The organism is Prochlorococcus marinus XMU1405 (assembly GCF_017696275.1).
GTDB lineage: Bacteria > Cyanobacteriota > Cyanobacteriia > PCC-6307 > Cyanobiaceae > Prochlorococcus_A > Prochlorococcus_A marinus_AB.
In genome coordinates this window covers 361,440-378,316 of record NZ_JAAORF010000003.1, presented here as the reverse complement: position 1 = coordinate 378,316, position 16,877 = coordinate 361,440, and the positions used below count along the sequence as shown (strand labels likewise).

Genomic DNA, 16,877 nt, shown 5'->3' with positions numbered 1-16,877 from the left:
GAAATATTTTTAAATAATGGAAAATTCACCAACAATATTCATAGTTCCAACTGGTATTGGTTGTGAAGTAGGAGGTTTTGCTGGAGATGCACTTCCAACCGCTAAATTATTAGCATCGGCAAGTGGATGTTTAATTACTCATCCAAATGTTATGAATGGTGGTAATCTTTCTGAAAAAGATAAAAATATTTTTTATGTTGAGGGTTATAGTTTAGACCGACTTGCTAAAGGAGAAATCGCTTTAAAAAGGGTAAAGCAACAGAAAATTGGGATAATTTTTGATTCAGCCATTGAAAAAGAAATATTAGTGAGACATTTACAAGTTGCTGATGCATGTGTTTCTACTTTAGGAATTAATGTTCATTCTTATGCGATTACAAAAAAGCCATTAAACATAGTTATTGATTCTGATTCTTCAAAAGTCAGTGGTGGCAGAATTGAAAATCCTGATACTCTAATTGATGCTGGAAAATGTTTAATAGAAAAAGGAGTTACGGCAATAGCAATTGTGGCAAAATTTCCTGATGATCCAGATTCTTTAGAAACAAATATTTATCGAGAGGGGAAAGGTGTTGATCCTATTGCTGGAGTCGAAGCAGTCATAAGTCATTTAATAAGCAAATTTTTAAAAGTTCCCTGTGCTCACGCACCTGCTTTAAATCCAATTGAATTGAATGAAAATTTAGATTCTCGTGCAGCTGCAGAAGAAATAGGATACACTTTTTTACCATCTGTACTGATTGGGTTAAGCAATGCACCTGATATTGTTGAATTGCCTGCTAAAAATGGATCAATCTCACTACACCCTGATCAAATTGAATCGATTGTTGTTCCTAATAGTGCATTAGGAGGAGAAGCAGTACTAGCAGGGATTGAAAAAGGTTTAAATATTATCTCTGTAAAAAATCAAAATACATTAAAAGTGACAAATGAGTTTTATAACTATCCCAATCTTTTTGAAGTTGATAATTATTTAGAAGCTGCAGGCATAATTCTTGCTATCAAAAAAGGTATCAACCTTGATTCAGTTAAACGGCCTTTAAAAAAAATCCAAGAGTGTTCTTATAGTGATTAATAAGATATTGCTATGGGAACTCTCCAGTCACTTCCTAAAGATTGACTGCTTAGTTTTAGGATTGGAGGAGCCTGCTTTCTTTTAAATTCCGCTTTTTTTATGAGTGAGATAATTTTTAAAATTAAATCTTTTTTATAACCATCTTCTTCTAGTTGTTGTAAATCTTTTTTCTCTTCAATAATTCCTTTAAGAATTTTATCTAAAGTAGAGTAAGGTGGGAGACTATCAGTATCTAATTGATTAGGTCCTAATTCAGCACTTGGGGCTTTTTTACGTATATTTTCTCCAATTATATCTCCACTAGTATCTAACATATATAACTTTCTACTATTAATTGAATCTTCACTATCAAGCCAATTACATAATTTAAAAACATTAGTTTTATATAAATCCCCAATTACAGATAATCCCCCATTCATATCACCATAAAGTGTGCAATATCCTACGGCTAGTTCTGATTTATTGCCTGTCGAGAGTAACAAATGCTTTTCTTGATTTGCTAAAGCCATAAGAAGTGTGCCTCTTATCCTTGACTGAATATTTTGATTTGTTATTTCAGCCATCTCGAAAGATATGGTTTTTATAAATGATTCTTCAAAAGAGGTCATCAAGTTTTCAATTGGAATGCTCTTGAAACTTATCTGTAATCTTCTTGCTAAATCTTTTGCATCACTCTTTGAATGAGATGAGCTCCACTTAGAGGGCATTGAAACGCAATAAACATTATCACTTCCTAGAGCCGCTGTAGCAATTGCTGAGACAAGTGCTGAATCAATACCACCACTTAATCCAACTAAAGCTGTTTTAAATCCACATTTTTTTGCATAATCTTTAACACCAAGGACTAATGCATCAAAAATTGATGACATTTCGGAGTTTTTAAATTCATTTTTTTCAGGTTTTGTTTGCTCAATTTCCCAGCTGGAGAGATCTTCCGAAAAAGATTTTAATTGCTTAATTTTAGATCCATTCTTATCAAGAATAAAACTATTTCCATCAAAAATTAAATTATCATTTGCTCCAATCTGGTTGACATAAATCAGCGGTACTTGAAGATATTTTGCAGCAAAACTGGAAACCTTGGATCTTAGCTCTAACTTTTTCAGAGTATATGGGGAGGCTGATAAATTTACTAAAATATCAACTTTTTTTTTCTTTAAATCAATAATGGGATTTTTTCTATGGATTCCTCTACCCTCTATATCTTTGTTGACCCATAAATCCTCACATATAGTAAAGCCAAGTCGCCAAGTTTTATTTTTAATTTGTTTAATCAATACGGAAACTTTTTCTTCTGATCTAAAGTATCTTTTCTCATCAAATACTTCATAAGTGGGAAGGATAATTTTCCGAGCAATTATTTTCCATTCGCCGCCCTCAACCAACGCAATAGAATTATAAAGATTAGGAAAAAAAGAATCATTTACTTTCTCAGCTATTCCGATTGAGATGCTTAAGTTACCATATTTTTTATTAATATCTAAAGCTAATTGATCAAGAATTTGGTACTGATTTTTGATTAAATTTTTTTTAAAAAGTAAGTCATTTGCAGGATATCCCCATAATGATAATTCTGGTGTAAGAACAAAATCAGCAGAAATTGATCTAGCTTTCGAAGCAATATTAAGTATTTTTTTTGCATTGCCCTCTAAATCTCCAACAACTGGATTTATTTGGGCAAGTAAAAATTTCATTCAACTAATTTGATGGATTCATATAAATTATTCCTCTTAACTATATCTATTAACGACGACGGTAAATTAGAACAATTAAAATTTAATCTAAACTTAGAACTTGAAATATTTGGGGTTTTGATGGTTGAAATCTTAAATTTCACTCTATAAGTTTCTAACATTTTAAGAGTATTTGATTCAATAGGATATCCCTCTCTTAAAATTATAAAAAAACTTACCTCCAAAATAATTTTGTCGAAATCTTTCCAGTAGAAAATATCTTTAATTAAATCACTCCCAATTACAAAATCTAAATTATTAAATTTATAAATTTCTTTACATTTTTTGATTGACTCTACTGCCCATTGGCTACTTATTTTTTGATTAAATAAAATTTTGGGATTATCTAAATCATCAATAAGAGTTTTTAATAAATGGCTACGAATTGAAATATCCTCTATGTGCTTTTTTTGGGGGTTGTTGCTCACATAGCTTATTGTAAAAGTATAAATTTTGGATAATTCTTCAAGAATTTTTTTGTGTCCAATAGTAGGTGGATCAGCACTCGTACCAAATAAAGCAATGCTTTTTCCCATTTTAAGTTTTAAGGTAGAAAACTAACAAAATTATTATTTAAATTTCTACTTGAAAAATAAATATTTATGTAGTTAAAAATCTCTGGGTCATTAAAACTCATATTTTGGATCAAAATAGCGGGTTCTATTAAAGAAGCTTTGCTTCTTACAAATATTTCTTTTGCTGCTAATTTCCCTAGAATTTTTGTAGAGTATATCGCGATTGCAGCTTGAATAATTGCTATGGGTCCATAGGGTAATAATGAAAGCCCGTTAGTAAAAGGTGCTGTTAAAAGAATTAGTTTCTTGATAAGGTTGAAAGAGGTGTTAACGCCGACTTGAGTGATGCCCAAACATAAATTATTAATGGATATATTTTTAAATATTTTTCTTGTAGATTCACCTTTCAACTTTAAGCCGTAAATCTTACTTAATTCGTTAATCAATGCAGTATCTAGTGCAAAACTACCAGCAACATCAAATAAAATAAAAGGATTAAGAGCTACTGCGGATGCCTTTATAGTCGAAAATTTACCTATAGTTGATTGAGCTAATTTCTGCCTTCTTTTCAATCTTTGCTCTTTTATTTTCAGAAACAATTTGTCAGCTAATTGAATAGAATTTAGTGTTAATGTTATCTCACCATATTGATTGATTAATTTTGCTATGTAATTTTTAAGATTGTTTTCATGATTAATGATTATTGGAATATTTAAGTCTTTTGGAAGCTTAAATTTTATATTTTCAATTATTTCTTTTAATTCATTTTTATTAAATAGATCGATTTTGTTTAAAATTACAATAATTTTTTTTCCATCTTTTATAAAAGAGTTGATTTCGTTCAACTCATTTCTATTTAAATCTCCCGAAATTATAAATAAGATCAGATCTGAGTGATTTATAGAGGAGTAAACTTTATCTGGGAATTTGATATTGCAGAAATCAAATCCTGGAGAATCTAGTAACTCTATACTATTGAGTGATTGATCTTTAAATTTCCATTCTTCAGCCTGAATTTCTCTTGTGGTCCCGTTGATAATATCTGTTTTGAATATATTTTTTTTTAATAAAGAATTTAAAACAGAAGATTTTCCTACACCTGATTTACCATATGCGCCAATTCTTATTTTTTTTTCTTTGAGTCTAAAAAGTTGTTGATTAAAAGAAATTATTTCTTTATTAAAAAAACTTTTTTCATAGTTGGTAAGATCCATAGTCTCCCACCAATTTTTTAACAGTAAATAATTTTTATTAATGATCAATTGTTTCATGATTGATTTTTCCACCAACCAGCTAATACAGACAACACTGCTTCTGCACCAATAATTCCCACGAATCCCCCAAATTCATCTACTACTACTTTCACCCCTTTATGATCCTTGTCAAATCTTGTTAATAATTGATCTGCCTTAATCATTTCAGGAATGTAGTCCACAGGCTCGCAAATTTCTGATAATAATTTTTTATTTTCTCCATTAATTAATAATTTTTCTAAGATATTTTCACGTCTGACAACACCTTGAATTTTATCTACTTTATCTCCCAAAATAACCCACCATTGTGAGTTATCAGACATTATGAGTTGTGAAATTTCATCAAGATTTGAAGACCCATTAATACAAGGTGCTGATACTCTGGGGATCATTAGATCTTTAGCTTTTAAATCATTTAATTGAAACACTTTAAAGATCATTGCCGCCTCATCAGCTTCAATAAAACCTTTTTGACTCCCAATCTTTGCCATTTGTCTTATTTCTTCTTCATCAGTTGAAATTTCATTTTCTGCGGTAATAACTGGAAAAATTTGCTCTATTAATATTAAGAATGGCCTCATTAAAGTATTTAATACACCCAGGATTGGAACTGATAATAATGCTATTTGTAATGAAAATCGTGTGCCAAGAGCTTTAGGTAGTACTTCTCCAACCAAAACAACGAGTACATAAAAAGCAATCGAAAATAAGGTTAAACCATAATTACTATTAATTACTAATGCTCCATATACTCCTAAAATAAGGCTTCCAATTATGTTGAATCCATTATTAGTAATTGTAATTACAGTTAATGTTCTCCCAAGATGTCTCCTAAGTTTAAGGAGTTGATTCGCAGAACTCTTAGGCTTCTGTCTAGAGGCTATTTCTAAAATCCTAATTGAATTGACAGCTAAAAAAGCTGCTTCTACTCCCGAACAACATGCTGACCCAATTAAGATAATGAAAATTAGTAAAATTAAACCGTAAACACTTGGTTCCATTAAGATAGATTAAATATTAAATCTGTTTTAATTCATTCTTCCATTTTTTTTAAAAACACGCCAATTCAGAATTTATGTTCAAACCTAATAATAAAGTTTTTGAAGAAAGAAGAGAAATTTTTCTTGATAAATTAGGTGGGAAAGCCGCTATTATCCCTGGAGCTAATCTTGTTAAGCATCATGCCGATTGTGAATATCCCTTTAGACAAGATAGTAATTTTTGGTATTTAACTGGTTTTGATGAGCCGGATGCGATTGCTCTTTTCTTATCGCATAAGCCAAAGGGAGAGAGGTTTATTTTGTTTGTTGCACCAAAAGATGTTATTAGCGAAGTCTGGCATGGCTTTAGATGGGGTTTAGATGGCGCTGAAAAAGAGTTTAAGGCTGACAAAGCCCATTCAATAAATGAGTTAAGAGATTTACTCCCAGGTTATTTAAATGGTTCTGATGAAATTGTTTTTTCAATTGGTAAGCATCCAGTAATTGAGAAAATAGTATTGGAGATATTTTCACAACAACTTGAAAATCGCTCAAGAATGGGTATTGGTGCAAATTCTATAAAATCTCCAGAAATTTATTTAAATGAGATGAGATTAATTAAAAGTGAATTTGAAATTAAGAGAATGAGAGAGGCTGTTCAAATCTCAGCAGAAGCTCATGAGCTGGTTAGAGAATCTATCTCATCTAAGAAAAATGAAAGACAAATTCAAGGCCTTCTAGAAGGATTCTTTTTAGAAAAAGGGGCAAGAGGACCAGCATATAATTCTATTGTTGCTTCAGGAGATAATGCATGTATCTTGCATTACACTTCAAATAATTCACCCTTGAAGAAGGGAGATTTATTGTTGGTCGATGCTGGCTGCTCACTAACCGATTATTACAATGGAGACATAACAAGAACTATTCCTATAGGTGGAAAATTTTCTAAAGAACAAAAAGTAATCTACGAAATTGTATTAAGCGCTCAGAAAAATGCAATTAAAAGTGCCATAACTGGATCTAATTCTAGTACTGTTCATAATGTTGCTTTAAAAATTCTCATAGAAGGATTAAAAGAAATTGGTTTATTAGCGGGCAGTACTGATGAGATACTTGAAAATCAATCTTATAAACATCTTTACATGCATAGAACTGGCCACTGGCTTGGCTTAGATGTTCATGATGTTGGAGCATACAGAATGGGAGACTATGAAGTGCCATTACGGAATGGCATGATACTTACTGTAGAACCTGGGATCTACATAAGTGATAGGATTCCAGTTCCTGAGGGACAACCTGCAATTGACGAGAAATGGAAAGGTATTGGGATCAGAATAGAAGATGATGTTCTGGTCAAAGATACAAACCCGGAAGTCTTAAGTATTGCTGCATTAAAAGAAATTTCTGATTTAGAATTTTAAAATTTGACTTATCTAGTTAATAGATTTATTTTTATTAAGTTTAAAGTTCAAATATGAATATGTCAGATTCACATGATTCGAAACTCTCCCAAGCAAGAGGCTTGGCTAGCCAGCTTGGAATGTTTGCAGAAGAAAACGATATCCCTAAAGATCTTTGGGATTCATTAGAGGCTACAATTTATGATTTTTATCAAGTCTCTCATGATAGATAAAAATTCTAATTAGCAAGTATCAATAACTAAAATCAAGAATTTTTGAATAAATCAATCAAAATGTGACCATAAACTGATAAATTATTTATTAAACCCTCAATAAGTGAATGTCCTCATCAGATAATTTAAATCAAAATTCAAAAGGAAAAAACAGTGAAGACCAAAAGTCTAAAAATCCCTCTCCTAATACAGGAATGATGGGTGCCACAGCTGTATTAGCAGCTGCAACAATTGATGAAGATGGAGTACCTACTGGTTATACCCCTAAACCTGACGAAGGAAGATTCATCATTAAAGTTTTGTGGTTACCTGATAATGTTGCTTTAGCTGTTGATCAAATAGTGGGGGGAGGCCCTAGTCCTTTAACTGCCTATTATTTTTGGCCAAGAGATGACGCTTGGGAAAAACTAAAAAGTGAACTAGAGAATAAAGGTTGGATTACAGATAATGAAAGAGTAGAAATATTGAATAAAGCTACAGAAGTAATAAATTATTGGCAAGAAGAGGGTAAAACAAAAAAATTAGAAGAAGCCAAGTTAAAGTTTCCCGAAGTTACATTTTGTGGAACTGCTTAAAAATTAGTTTTTTGCAGCTTGAATCCTAGCCTCAGCCTTGGAAATCTCTTTCAAGGCTTTTATTTTTTCTGGAGTTTTTTCATTTTCGGAGAATTTACTAATTGCTAATTTTGCTTTTTTAAGATCTTGTTCAGCATTTTGAACATTAATTTCAGATCCTATTTCAGCATTATTTACTAAAACTATAACTTCATCTGATTCAATTTCAGCGAAGCCCCCCATTAAAGCAATTGATTTCCACTGAGAATTCATTCTTAACCTTAAAACGCCAATATCTATAGCCGTGACTAAAGAAATATGCCCTGGAAGCACACCAAGTTGACCAGTAGTACTAGGAAGTATTACTTCTTCAGCCTCGCCATTATAGACATTTTTATTGGGAGCTAAAACTTTTAGAGAAATTGCCATTAATTTAAAATTATTGAAGGTTAAATATATATTTGGATATTTATTTTTCTGACTTTATTTTTTCAGCCTTTGCTTTAACTTCATCAATATTACCAACTAGGTAAAATGCCTGTTCTGGTAAATCATCTAATTCACCTGACAAAATCATGTTAAATCCAGCAATGGTATCTTCTAATTTTACATATTTACCAGACATTCCTGTAAATATTTCTGCTACGAAGAAAGGTTGTGAAAGAAATTTTTCAATTTTTCTTGCCCTGTCGACTGTTAATCTATCTTCTTCAGAAAGTTCATCTAAACCAAGAATTGCAATAATATCCTGAAGTTCTTTGTATCTTTGTAAAGTTGATTGGACAGCTCTGGCTGTTTTGTAATGCTCATCACCAACAACTGATGGTTGCAGCATAGTGCTTGTTGAGTCTAATGGATCAACTGCTGGATAAATCCCCTTAGCTGCAAGAGCTCTAGCAAGCACGGTAGTGGCATCTAAATGGGCAAACGTTGTGGCTGGAGCAGGGTCTGTTAGGTCATCAGCAGGTACGTAAACAGCCTGAATAGATGTTATTGACCCTTCTAATGTAGATGTAATTCTCTCTTGTAATTCCCCAACATCAGTTCCTAGAGTTGGTTGGTATCCAACAGCTGAAGGCATTCTTCCGAGTAATGCAGATACTTCAGAGCCAGCTTGAACGAATCTAAAAATGTTATCAACAAAAAGTAGAACGTCTTGTTTATTTACATCCCTAAAATGTTCGGCCATTGTAAGTGCTGATAAGCCTACTCTCATTCTTGCACCAGGTGGCTCATTCATCTGTCCAAAACATAAGGCAACTTTGGATTGAGTTAAATCATCTGCATTGATAACCCCTGATTCTTTGAATTCTTCATATAAATCGTTACCTTCTCTAGTTCTTTCCCCTACACCGCCAAAAACAGAAACTCCACCATGTTCTTTTGCAATATTATTTATTAATTCTTGAATAAGAACAGTTTTCCCAACACCAGCACCTCCGAATAATCCAACTTTTCCTCCTTGTCTGTAAGGAGCTAAAAGGTCGATAACTTTAATTCCAGTTTCAAATACTTTTGGCTTAGTTTCCAAGTCAGTTAATTTTGGAGCAGCCCTATGAATTGGAGCAGTATCTTTAGTATTTACTGGACCTTGTTCATCTACTGGTTCTCCTAAAACATTAAATATTCTTCCTAAAGTTGCTTCTCCAACAGGTACAGATATTGGCGCACCTGTATCTATTGCTTCCATGCCTCTTACAAGACCGTCTGTACCGCTCATTGCAACTGCTCTAACTCTATGGTCGCCAAGGAGCTGTTGAACCTCTGCAGTGAGCGCTATATCTTGTCCAGCAGGATTCTTAGCTTCAATTCTTAACGCATTTAATATTTTAGGTAATTTCCCAGCTGGAAATTCTACATCTAGAACTGGACCAATTACTTGACGCACTACGCCTTTTGTTTGTGAAGAAGTTGATGGAGTTGCTACCATTTTTTATTGATTGGTGGTGAATAGCTGATTTTAAACAGCGTATAATCCGAAAATACTACCATCTCATGGGTAGATTCGTTAAATGGGTTCGGCCACCCGCACAGTTTAAGTATGGTTTAATTGCCGCTTTGCAGATTATGTTGTTGATGATACGGATGGAGAATTTCTCTTTCCATTTTTTATGACGCAAAGCGTCTCAATCATGATCCTCCATTAATCTATGGCAGCTGTTTCACTTACAGTCTCTACAGTAAAACCACTGGGAGATAGAATATTTATTAAAGTTTCCGCATCTGAGGAAAAAACTGCTGGGGGCATTCTTTTGCCTGATTCAGCTAAAGAAAAACCACAGGTTGGAGAAGTTGCTCAGGTTGGTCCTGGCAAACTTAATGACGATGGTTCTCGACAAACTCCAGAAGTGAGTATTGGCGATAAAGTTTTGTACAGCAAATATGCGGGTACAGACATAAAATTGGGAGGAGATGAATATGTCTTGCTCTCAGAAAAAGATATTTTAGCTGTAGTAAGCTAAAGTATTTGTTTCAAAAATTATTAAAACTTATTACTAAATTACTGCCTGAACATGGCTAAAAGAATTATTTACAATGAGCAAGCTCGAAGAGCGCTCGAGAGAGGAATTGATATCCTTGCTGAGTCTGTTGCTGTAACGCTTGGACCAAAAGGAAGAAATGTTGTGCTAGAGAAAAAATTTGGTGCTCCACAAATTATCAATGATGGTGTAACAATCGCCAAGGAGATTGAATTAGAGGATCACATTGAAAACACAGGTGTTGCACTAATCAGACAAGCTGCTTCGAAAACTAATGATGCAGCTGGAGATGGTACTACAACAGCCACTGTTTTAGCTCATGCAATGGTTAAGGCAGGGTTGAGAAACGTTGCTGCAGGAGCCAATGCTATTACCCTGAAAAAAGGAATTGATAAAGCTACTGAATTTCTGGTGGGCAAAATTCAGGAGAATTCCAAACCTATTAGTGATAGCAATGCTATAGCTCAATGTGGAACTATAGCTGCTGGAAATGACGAAGAAGTAGGTCAAATGATTGCCAATGCCATGGATAAGGTTGGTAAAGAAGGTGTAATCTCCCTTGAAGAAGGCAAATCAATGACTACCGAATTAGAAGTTACTGAGGGTATGCGCTTTGATAAAGGCTATATTTCACCTTACTTCGCAACAGACACAGAAAGAATGGAGGCTGTTTTAGATGAACCTTATATTCTTCTGACTGATAAAAAAATTGCCTTAGTACAAGATTTAGTTCCCGTATTGGAACAAATAGCTAAAACTGGGAAACCACTAGTCATTATTGCAGAAGATATCGAAAAAGAGGCTTTAGCAACTCTTGTTGTCAATAGATTACGAGGTGTCTTAAATGTTGCTGCAGTAAAAGCTCCTGAATTTGGTGATCGAAGAAAAGCTATGCTTGAAGATATGGCTGTTTTAACTAATGGACAACTTATTACTGAAGATGCAGGCCTGAAATTAGAGAATGCCACCTTAGATATGCTTGGAACTGGTAGAAGAATAACTATCAATAAAGAGACTACAACTATTGTAGCTGAAGGTAATGAGCAAGCCGTTAAAGCTAGATGTGATCAAATTAAGAAGCAAATGGATGAAACAGATTCATCATACGATAAAGAAAAGCTTCAGGAACGTCTTGCTAAATTAGCAGGAGGTGTAGCCGTAATTAAAGTTGGGGCTGCTACTGAAACTGAGATGAAGGATAAAAAACTTCGTCTTGAGGATGCTATTAATGCAACAAAAGCAGCTGTTGAAGAAGGTATTGTACCTGGAGGAGGAACAACTCTTGCTCATTTATCTCCTATTCTAAAAGAATGGGCTGATAAAAATTTAGAAGGAGAGGAATTGATTGGAGCTAACATTGTTGAAGCTTCACTTACTGCTCCTCTTATGAGAATTGCTGAGAATGCAGGCTCTAATGGGGCAGTGATTGCTGAAAATGTAAAAACTAAACCATTTAATGATGGTTTTAACGCTGCCACTGGAGAATATGTAGATATGTCCGCTGCTGGTATAGTTGATCCTGCAAAAGTTACACGTTCAGGATTGCAAAATGCAGCTTCAATAGCAGGAATGGTTCTAACCACTGAATGCATAGTTGCAGATTTACCTGAGAAAAAAGATTCAGGTACTCCAGCAGGTGCTCCTGGTATGGGAGGCGACTTCGATTATTAATTTAAAATTAGTTTATTAATTGAAATTTTAATTTAAGGGATTATTTTAATGATCCCTTTTTTTAATGAAAATCTTATGAAATCCAACCAGCACTAAGAATTATTGCGAGAGCTAAAAATATACTTAAAAAAGTCCATGTTATTTTATTGAGAGATGCTTCAGCACTACTTGCACTATTGAACATTGAGCTTCCACTAGCAGCTATTCCTCCCATTCCATCTCCTTTCGGACTATGGAGTAAAACCAATAGAATCAAAATAATTCCCGAAAATACCCATATCCAACTAAAAACTTGTAACATCGCAAATTAGATTTGTATTAATATTCAAACATGTTGAACTACTTTATTATAACCTTTTAACTCGATTTCTTTTATTAGAGATTTCCCTGTCATTTCTTCTGGAATTGGAAGATCAAGTAACTGTAATAAAGTTGGGGCAATATCCGCTAATCCAGCATTATCTCTTAAGAAAACTTCGTTTCCCATATTTGGGATTTTTCTTTTTTCACCCTCAATAAAAATCAAAGGAACTTTGTTTATAGTATGTGCCGTCCAAGGTTCTCCAGATGGACCCTTCATTAACTCTGCGTTTCCATGATCGGCAGTTATGAGAATGCTTCCCCCCATTTCTCCAGTAGCCTTAACTATCTGACCTAAACATTTATCTACCATTTCTATAGCTTCAATTGTTGCATCCATGTTGCCTGTATGACCTACCATATCAGGATTAGCAAAATTTATTACAACGAAAGCGTAGTTTCCACTCTTTATTGCTTTAGAGCAACTAATAGTTAATTCTTGAGCAGACATTGCTGGCTCCATGTCATAAGTTGCGACTCTTGGCGATGGAACTAAATATCTTTCTTCTCCTGGTAAAGGGATTTCTACTCCTCCATTGAAAAAATATGTAACGTGGGGATACTTTTCTGTTTCGGCTGTTCTGTATTGCTTAAGTCCATTTTCTGAAACTATTTGGCCTATAAAATTATTGAGAGACTCAGGAGGAAATGCAACTTTAACGGGGAAGTTTGCATCATATTGAGTGAAAGTGACTAAATCTAATTTTGGGAAAAACCTTCTTTTGAAGTCTGAGAATTCTATATTTGAGAGAGATTTGATAATTTGTCTTGCTCTGTCCGGACGAAAGTTATAGCAAATCAAACTATCACCATCCTTAAGATAGTTTTCAGACAATCGAATAGGTTCTATAAATTCATCTGTTATGTTTTTGTCATAACTCTGTTTTATGTATTCTTGTGGAGAAATATTAGTTTTTTTAATACTTTGATCAGTCAAATTATTATATGCTTTTTCTGTTCTTTCCCATAAAAGATTTCTGTCCATTATCCAGTATCTTCCACAAATAGATGCTATTTCACCCGTATTAAATTTTTTTATACATGACTCTATTTGATTTATGTATTTAGATGCACTTTTTGCGGGAGTATCTCTTCCATCTGTAATGATATGAATAGCAACTTTTTTGAGGCCATGTTCCGAAGCCCATTTTATTAAACCCAATAAATGATCAATATGACTATGGACGCCTCCATCAGAACATAATCCAGTTATGTGTAATGTTGAATTGTTTGTTTTTAATGAATCAGCAATCTTTTGCAACTCATTAACTTGGTTTAAATGATTATTTTTTACAATATTTGAAATCCTAACGAGTTCTTGTTGGATTATTCTTCCCGAACCAATAGTTAGGTGTCCTACCTCTGAATTACCCATTTGACCATCTGGAAGGCCTACATCAGATCCACTGGCGCTAATTAAAGTGTGAGGATATGCATGCCATAATGAATCCATTATTGGTGTATTGGCAATTTTTATTGCATTTTCGGATGTGTCTTCCCGATATCCCCATCCATCAAGTATTGCTAGAACTACAGGACTCTGAGGAGTACTAAATTTATTTATATTTTTTCTGCTAATTTTTGACATATTTAGATCAAATTCATTGTTATGTGATCCAACCTTAAATCTAACCTCAAACCTTACTCTTTAACAATTTATATTAAACATAGTTAGCTTTTGCTAATTTATGAAGATATTGAACGAATATTTTTTATTGATAAATCATGTCTAACAACTCAAAAAGGATCACTATACTTACGGAAGTTGAACTTAGGAAAACCCTTTCACGTCTAACTTCCGAAATTATTGAAATAGTAAAAAATCTAGAAAACCTTTTATTAATTGGTATACCTACCAGAGGAATTGATTTGTCAGAAGTGTTAGAAAAGGAATTATTCTTAAAGACGGGCGTCAAAATAAGAAAAGGAACAATTGATCCAACTTTTTATAGAGATGATCAAAATAGAGTTGGAACTCGCCTAATAAAGGCAACAGATATTCCAATTCCCATAGAGAAAAAAGAAATTCTATTGATAGATGATGTTATTTACACAGGTAGAACAATTAGAGCTGCAATGGATGCTCTATATTCATGGGGCAGACCTCAGAGAATAATGTTGTTAGTAATGGTAGATAGAGGTCATAGAGAATTACCTATTCAACCAGATTTTTGTGGTAAAAAAGTCCCAACTAGTAAAAATGAAAGTATAAGCCTACGTCTAAAAAATATAGATAATGAAGAAGGAGTTTTTCTTGAGTAGTTTTATTTCAGAATATATTACCTAAATTATATTCTCCAAGAAATTCATCACCAATACTAAAACACTTAACTAATAAATCAGCTTTTTTATTGATTTGGAAGAAAAGCTTTAAGTTATCTTCCCCAAGATTAGAGTGATTTTTTAGTTCAATTTTGAGTGGGGTTTTTTCCCATTTTATAGTTTCTTCATTATTTTGAACTTCCGATAATTTTGGCAATCCATTTTCAAAAATTACATCATATTCTCTTTGTTTTTTTGTTTCTCCAACAATTATTTCAAATGTTTTTTGATTATTTTTACTTGCTTGAAGGATGAGTTTCAATGGGTTTTCAGTTGGCCATGTTTGACCTTTGTAAAAAATAGGATGCCAGAAATGTTTTTGTTCTTTTTTATTTAATAATCTTATTGATAATCCTTTGTTTAAGATGTCTTTAATTTTTACGCCCGGCGTCAATGCTAAAGCTCCTAAAGCTATTGATTCAATAGGAGGTGGAGACTTTATTTTAATTTTTGAAATTTTTTTTGTTATCCATTCTTGAATTATTGGTATTTGAGTACCACCTCCGACCAAAATAATTGCACTTAAGTCATCTACTGTGCAAAATTTACCTCTTGCTTCATTTAGTAAATCTTTAAGTAAAGAATTAAGATGTTTAATGAGATTATTCTCAATTATTATATTCTCAAATATTTCTTTACTTAGGAAAAATTCTTTTTCTTGATAATCTTCAGTTAATAATTTAAATGAATACTCACTTTCATATTTGATTAAAGGTGAGCTCAGTTTACATTTTATTTCTTCTGCTTTTAGAAGATTAATTGGATATTTATTATCTTGAATAAAATAATCTACGATCCATTGATCGATATCTTTACCACCAATTTTTGAGCCTATTTTACTAATTATTTCAGCACATCTTATTTTTTGTTTTGATATTGAGCTTACATCATTTCCTTTAAATTTTAATAATTCAGCTATTGGGCCAGATTTTCCTTCTCCGCCCTCTATTTTGACTATATTCATATCAATCGTGCTTCCTCCAATATCTATTGTCATTATTTTTGAGCCAAATGGTATGTTGATTCCTAAGCTTGCTGCAGTAGGCTCATCAACTAGCGCTATTTCATCAAAAGGCACTTCATTGCAAAGGTTAGTTAACCATTCTCTATAACCCTTGTATGTATCGATCGGGGCAGTTAAAACAAGTCTTTTAATTTCATATTTTTGAGGAATGTTTGCCAACAAAAATTTAAAAAATTTTTCGCCACATTCACTAGGATTTAAAATATTTTTTTGGTGATTTTTTTCAATAGGATTACCAATTAATCTTTTAAAATTCGAATGAAAAAATAAATCCGAATTAGCGCTATCCCTCATTTTTAAAGCACTTATTCCAATTTTTAAATTTTTTGAAGCTTTCTCGAACCAAACTGCTGTTGGGATAACTCCTGGTGATGAAGTGATATTTGGTATTTCAACTAATATAGAATTTATATCTTTCTGATCTTGAAAAGCTATTACAGTATTAGTATTACCTAAATCAATAGCAAGTGTTCCAGTTAAATTTTCTTCCATATGAAATTTTTTGAATTAATTAAGTTCTTTTTGTAATTTATGCTTTGATTTGGCCCAATAAATTGTAAAATATATTCTAAAGAAATTTTTTATTAATGAACATATCAAATAATGCAGGAATTGACTCTAATGATCTTGCAAAAAGAGGTGAGAGCTTGATAAGAAAATCAACTAATAGATTCCTAACTACTGTGAAAATTGCTTTTAGAGCAAAACAAAGACGTTTTGATGATTTTGATGGATTATTAGAGGAGTCCACTATTAAACCAGTTCAAAGGTCAATTATTGAACTAAGCGATGAACAAGATCAACCAGATTTACTTCCTGGGTAATTTTGGTAAAAGACCCAAAAAGTTGGAGATTACTTAGAGATTTTAAAAAAGGCAAATTTTGCTTTTTGATTAGTGTCGAGAATTGGTCAATTGAGTTGCAAAAAAGTGAATTTCATTCACTTTATATTTTGCTTTTAAGAATTAATGAACAACTACTAGGAATCAAAAATGAATTAATGGATGAGGAGTCTATCTCTTTGGAATTAGAACAACTTCCTTGGTTTATTGAGTTAGAAGGGAAAAAGAATGAATGGAGCTTAAGATTTGTTTTTGAAAGTCAAGACCAAACAAGATCTTTCGAAATGTATTGGCCGATACCAATAGCACAAAATTTATTTTATGAAATAAAAAACATGTGGGAATCAATGGATTGAAAGATAAATAAAATTGGAAATTTTAGAAAATATTTCCCCCTCCAAAAAAAATTTTTTCACAACTTTTCCACAATATTTT

The 16,877-nt window shown here is 32.7% G+C and carries 18 protein-coding genes; 9 read left to right on the top strand and 9 right to left on the bottom strand.

Features of this window, described 5'->3' with window-relative positions; translation table 11 throughout:
- Positions 1-16: 16 nt before the first annotated feature.
- Positions 17-1,075 (top strand): DUF3326 domain-containing protein, encoded by a 1,059-nt coding sequence (locus HA148_RS08130; RefSeq protein WP_209131791.1) that lies wholly within the window; start codon positions 17-19, stop codon positions 1,073-1,075.
- On the opposite strand, the gene HA148_RS08125 is transcribed toward HA148_RS08130, so the two are convergent.
- The 4 genes from HA148_RS08125 to HA148_RS08110 are packed head-to-tail and all read right to left on the bottom strand — an operon-like array spanning position 1,072 to position 5,577.
- Positions 1,072-2,769, bottom strand: coding sequence for an NAD+ synthase (locus tag HA148_RS08125; protein WP_209131789.1), 1,698 nt, complete (start codon positions 2,767-2,769; stop codon positions 1,072-1,074). The genes HA148_RS08130 and HA148_RS08125 overlap by 4 nt on opposite strands.
- Positions 2,766-3,344: a nicotinate-nucleotide adenylyltransferase gene (locus tag HA148_RS08120; protein WP_209131787.1), complete on the bottom strand. Its 579-nt coding sequence runs from the start codon at positions 3,342-3,344 to the stop codon at positions 2,766-2,768. The genes HA148_RS08125 and HA148_RS08120 overlap by 4 nt, the downstream gene beginning before the upstream one ends.
- An 8-nt stretch (positions 3,345-3,352) precedes the next feature.
- Entirely contained in the window at positions 3,353-4,594 is a 1,242-nt protein-coding gene (locus tag HA148_RS08115) for a GTP-binding protein (protein WP_209131785.1), read from the bottom strand.
- Positions 4,591-5,577 carry a CNNM domain-containing protein gene (locus tag HA148_RS08110; RefSeq protein ID WP_209131783.1) on the bottom strand — a complete coding sequence of 329 codons (987 nt, stop codon included), beginning with the start codon at positions 5,575-5,577 and terminating at the stop codon, positions 4,591-4,593. Before HA148_RS08110 ends, HA148_RS08115 begins: the two co-directional genes overlap by 4 nt.
- A 74-nt stretch (positions 5,578-5,651) precedes the next feature.
- Here HA148_RS08110 and HA148_RS08105 point away from each other — a divergent pair, with 74 nt between their 5' ends.
- The 3 genes from HA148_RS08105 (at position 5,652) to HA148_RS08095 (ending at position 7,764) form a co-directional block, all read left to right on the top strand.
- Positions 5,652-6,977 (top strand): aminopeptidase P N-terminal domain-containing protein, encoded by a 1,326-nt coding sequence (locus tag HA148_RS08105; protein ID WP_209131781.1) that lies wholly within the window; start codon positions 5,652-5,654, stop codon positions 6,975-6,977.
- Between the two features lie 59 nt (positions 6,978-7,036).
- Entirely contained in the window at positions 7,037-7,189 is a 153-nt protein-coding gene (locus HA148_RS08100) for a hypothetical protein (protein ID WP_209132235.1), read from the top strand.
- A 107-nt stretch (positions 7,190-7,296) separates the two neighbouring features.
- On the top strand, positions 7,297-7,764 hold the full coding sequence (locus tag HA148_RS08095; protein ID WP_209131779.1) for a 30S ribosomal protein PSRP-3: 468 nt from the start codon (positions 7,297-7,299) through the stop codon (positions 7,762-7,764).
- Positions 7,765-7,767: 3 nt separating this feature from the next.
- On the opposite strand, the gene atpC is transcribed toward HA148_RS08095, so the two are convergent.
- Together atpC and atpD are read right to left on the bottom strand one after the other, a co-directional pair.
- On the bottom strand, positions 7,768-8,172 hold the full coding sequence (gene atpC / locus HA148_RS08090; protein WP_209131777.1) for an ATP synthase F1 subunit epsilon: 405 nt from the start codon (positions 8,170-8,172) through the stop codon (positions 7,768-7,770).
- A gap of 40 nt (positions 8,173-8,212) precedes the next feature.
- The gene (gene atpD / locus HA148_RS08085; protein WP_011863550.1) at positions 8,213-9,673 is read right to left on the bottom strand and encodes a F0F1 ATP synthase subunit beta; all 1,461 of its coding nucleotides are present in this window, start codon (positions 9,671-9,673) and stop codon (positions 8,213-8,215) included.
- 220 nt (positions 9,674-9,893) lie between these two features.
- Between atpD and groES the strand changes: the two genes are divergently transcribed.
- Both groES and groL read left to right on the top strand, forming a co-directional pair.
- Positions 9,894-10,205: a co-chaperone GroES gene (gene groES, locus HA148_RS08080; RefSeq protein WP_002806275.1), complete on the top strand. Its 312-nt coding sequence runs from the start codon at positions 9,894-9,896 to the stop codon at positions 10,203-10,205.
- Positions 10,206-10,256: 51 nt separating this feature from the next.
- Positions 10,257-11,894 (top strand): chaperonin GroEL, encoded by a 1,638-nt coding sequence (groL, locus tag HA148_RS08075; protein ID WP_209131775.1) that lies wholly within the window; start codon positions 10,257-10,259, stop codon positions 11,892-11,894.
- 73 nt (positions 11,895-11,967) lie between these two features.
- Here groL and secG read toward each other — a convergent pair whose 3' ends face one another.
- Both secG and gpmI read right to left on the bottom strand, forming a co-directional pair.
- Complete coding sequence (gene secG, locus HA148_RS08070) at positions 11,968-12,195, bottom strand: preprotein translocase subunit SecG (RefSeq protein WP_209131773.1); 228 nt, start codon at positions 12,193-12,195, stop codon at positions 11,968-11,970.
- Positions 12,196-12,219: 24 nt separating this feature from the next.
- Positions 12,220-13,842 (bottom strand): 2,3-bisphosphoglycerate-independent phosphoglycerate mutase, encoded by a 1,623-nt coding sequence (gene gpmI, locus HA148_RS08065; RefSeq protein WP_209131771.1) that lies wholly within the window; start codon positions 13,840-13,842, stop codon positions 12,220-12,222.
- A 137-nt stretch (positions 13,843-13,979) separates the two neighbouring features.
- On the opposite strand from gpmI, the gene pyrR reads away from it, so the two are divergent.
- On the top strand, positions 13,980-14,516 hold the full coding sequence (gene pyrR, locus HA148_RS08060; RefSeq protein WP_209131769.1) for a bifunctional pyr operon transcriptional regulator/uracil phosphoribosyltransferase PyrR: 537 nt from the start codon (positions 13,980-13,982) through the stop codon (positions 14,514-14,516).
- Between the two features lie 7 nt (positions 14,517-14,523).
- Here the strand turns inward: pyrR and HA148_RS08055 are convergent, their stop codons facing one another.
- Positions 14,524-16,092 (bottom strand): Hsp70 family protein, encoded by a 1,569-nt coding sequence (locus HA148_RS08055; protein ID WP_209131767.1) that lies wholly within the window; start codon positions 16,090-16,092, stop codon positions 14,524-14,526.
- A gap of 95 nt (positions 16,093-16,187) precedes the next feature.
- Here HA148_RS08055 and HA148_RS08050 point away from each other — a divergent pair, with 95 nt between their 5' ends.
- Entirely contained in the window at positions 16,188-16,424 is a 237-nt protein-coding gene (locus HA148_RS08050) for a DNA-directed RNA polymerase subunit omega (RefSeq protein ID WP_209131764.1), read from the top strand.
- A gap of 2 nt (positions 16,425-16,426) precedes the next feature.
- The gene (locus HA148_RS08045) at positions 16,427-16,798 is read left to right on the top strand and encodes a DUF1818 family protein (RefSeq protein ID WP_209131762.1); all 372 of its coding nucleotides are present in this window, start codon (positions 16,427-16,429) and stop codon (positions 16,796-16,798) included.
- Positions 16,799-16,877: the final 79 nt, after the last annotated feature.

Bases quoted from the DNA above. Each gene is read 5' to 3' on its own strand.
- HA148_RS08130 (WP_209131791.1), top strand. From the start codon at position 17: ATGGAAAATTCACCAACAATATTCATAGTTCCAACTGGTATTGGTTGT.
- HA148_RS08125 (WP_209131789.1), bottom strand. From the start codon at position 2,769: ATGAAATTTTTACTTGCCCAAATAAATCCAGTTGTTGGAGATTTAGAG.
- HA148_RS08120 (WP_209131787.1), bottom strand. From the start codon at position 3,344: ATGGGAAAAAGCATTGCTTTATTTGGTACGAGTGCTGATCCACCTACT.
- HA148_RS08115 (WP_209131785.1), bottom strand. From the start codon at position 4,594: ATGAAACAATTGATCATTAATAAAAATTATTTACTGTTAAAAAATTGG.
- HA148_RS08110 (WP_209131783.1), bottom strand. From the start codon at position 5,577: ATGGAACCAAGTGTTTACGGTTTAATTTTACTAATTTTCATTATCTTA.
- HA148_RS08105 (WP_209131781.1), top strand. From the start codon at position 5,652: ATGTTCAAACCTAATAATAAAGTTTTTGAAGAAAGAAGAGAAATTTTT.
- HA148_RS08100 (WP_209132235.1), top strand. From the start codon at position 7,037: ATGTCAGATTCACATGATTCGAAACTCTCCCAAGCAAGAGGCTTGGCT.
- HA148_RS08095 (WP_209131779.1), top strand. From the start codon at position 7,297: ATGTCCTCATCAGATAATTTAAATCAAAATTCAAAAGGAAAAAACAGT.
- atpC (WP_209131777.1), bottom strand. From the start codon at position 8,172: ATGGCAATTTCTCTAAAAGTTTTAGCTCCCAATAAAAATGTCTATAAT.
- atpD (WP_011863550.1), bottom strand. From the start codon at position 9,673: ATGGTAGCAACTCCATCAACTTCTTCACAAACAAAAGGCGTAGTGCGT.
- groES (WP_002806275.1), top strand. From the start codon at position 9,894: ATGGCAGCTGTTTCACTTACAGTCTCTACAGTAAAACCACTGGGAGAT.
- groL (WP_209131775.1), top strand. From the start codon at position 10,257: ATGGCTAAAAGAATTATTTACAATGAGCAAGCTCGAAGAGCGCTCGAG.
- secG (WP_209131773.1), bottom strand. From the start codon at position 12,195: ATGTTACAAGTTTTTAGTTGGATATGGGTATTTTCGGGAATTATTTTG.
- gpmI (WP_209131771.1), bottom strand. From the start codon at position 13,842: ATGTCAAAAATTAGCAGAAAAAATATAAATAAATTTAGTACTCCTCAG.
- pyrR (WP_209131769.1), top strand. From the start codon at position 13,980: ATGTCTAACAACTCAAAAAGGATCACTATACTTACGGAAGTTGAACTT.
- HA148_RS08055 (WP_209131767.1), bottom strand. From the start codon at position 16,092: ATGGAAGAAAATTTAACTGGAACACTTGCTATTGATTTAGGTAATACT.
- HA148_RS08050 (WP_209131764.1), top strand. From the start codon at position 16,188: ATGAACATATCAAATAATGCAGGAATTGACTCTAATGATCTTGCAAAA.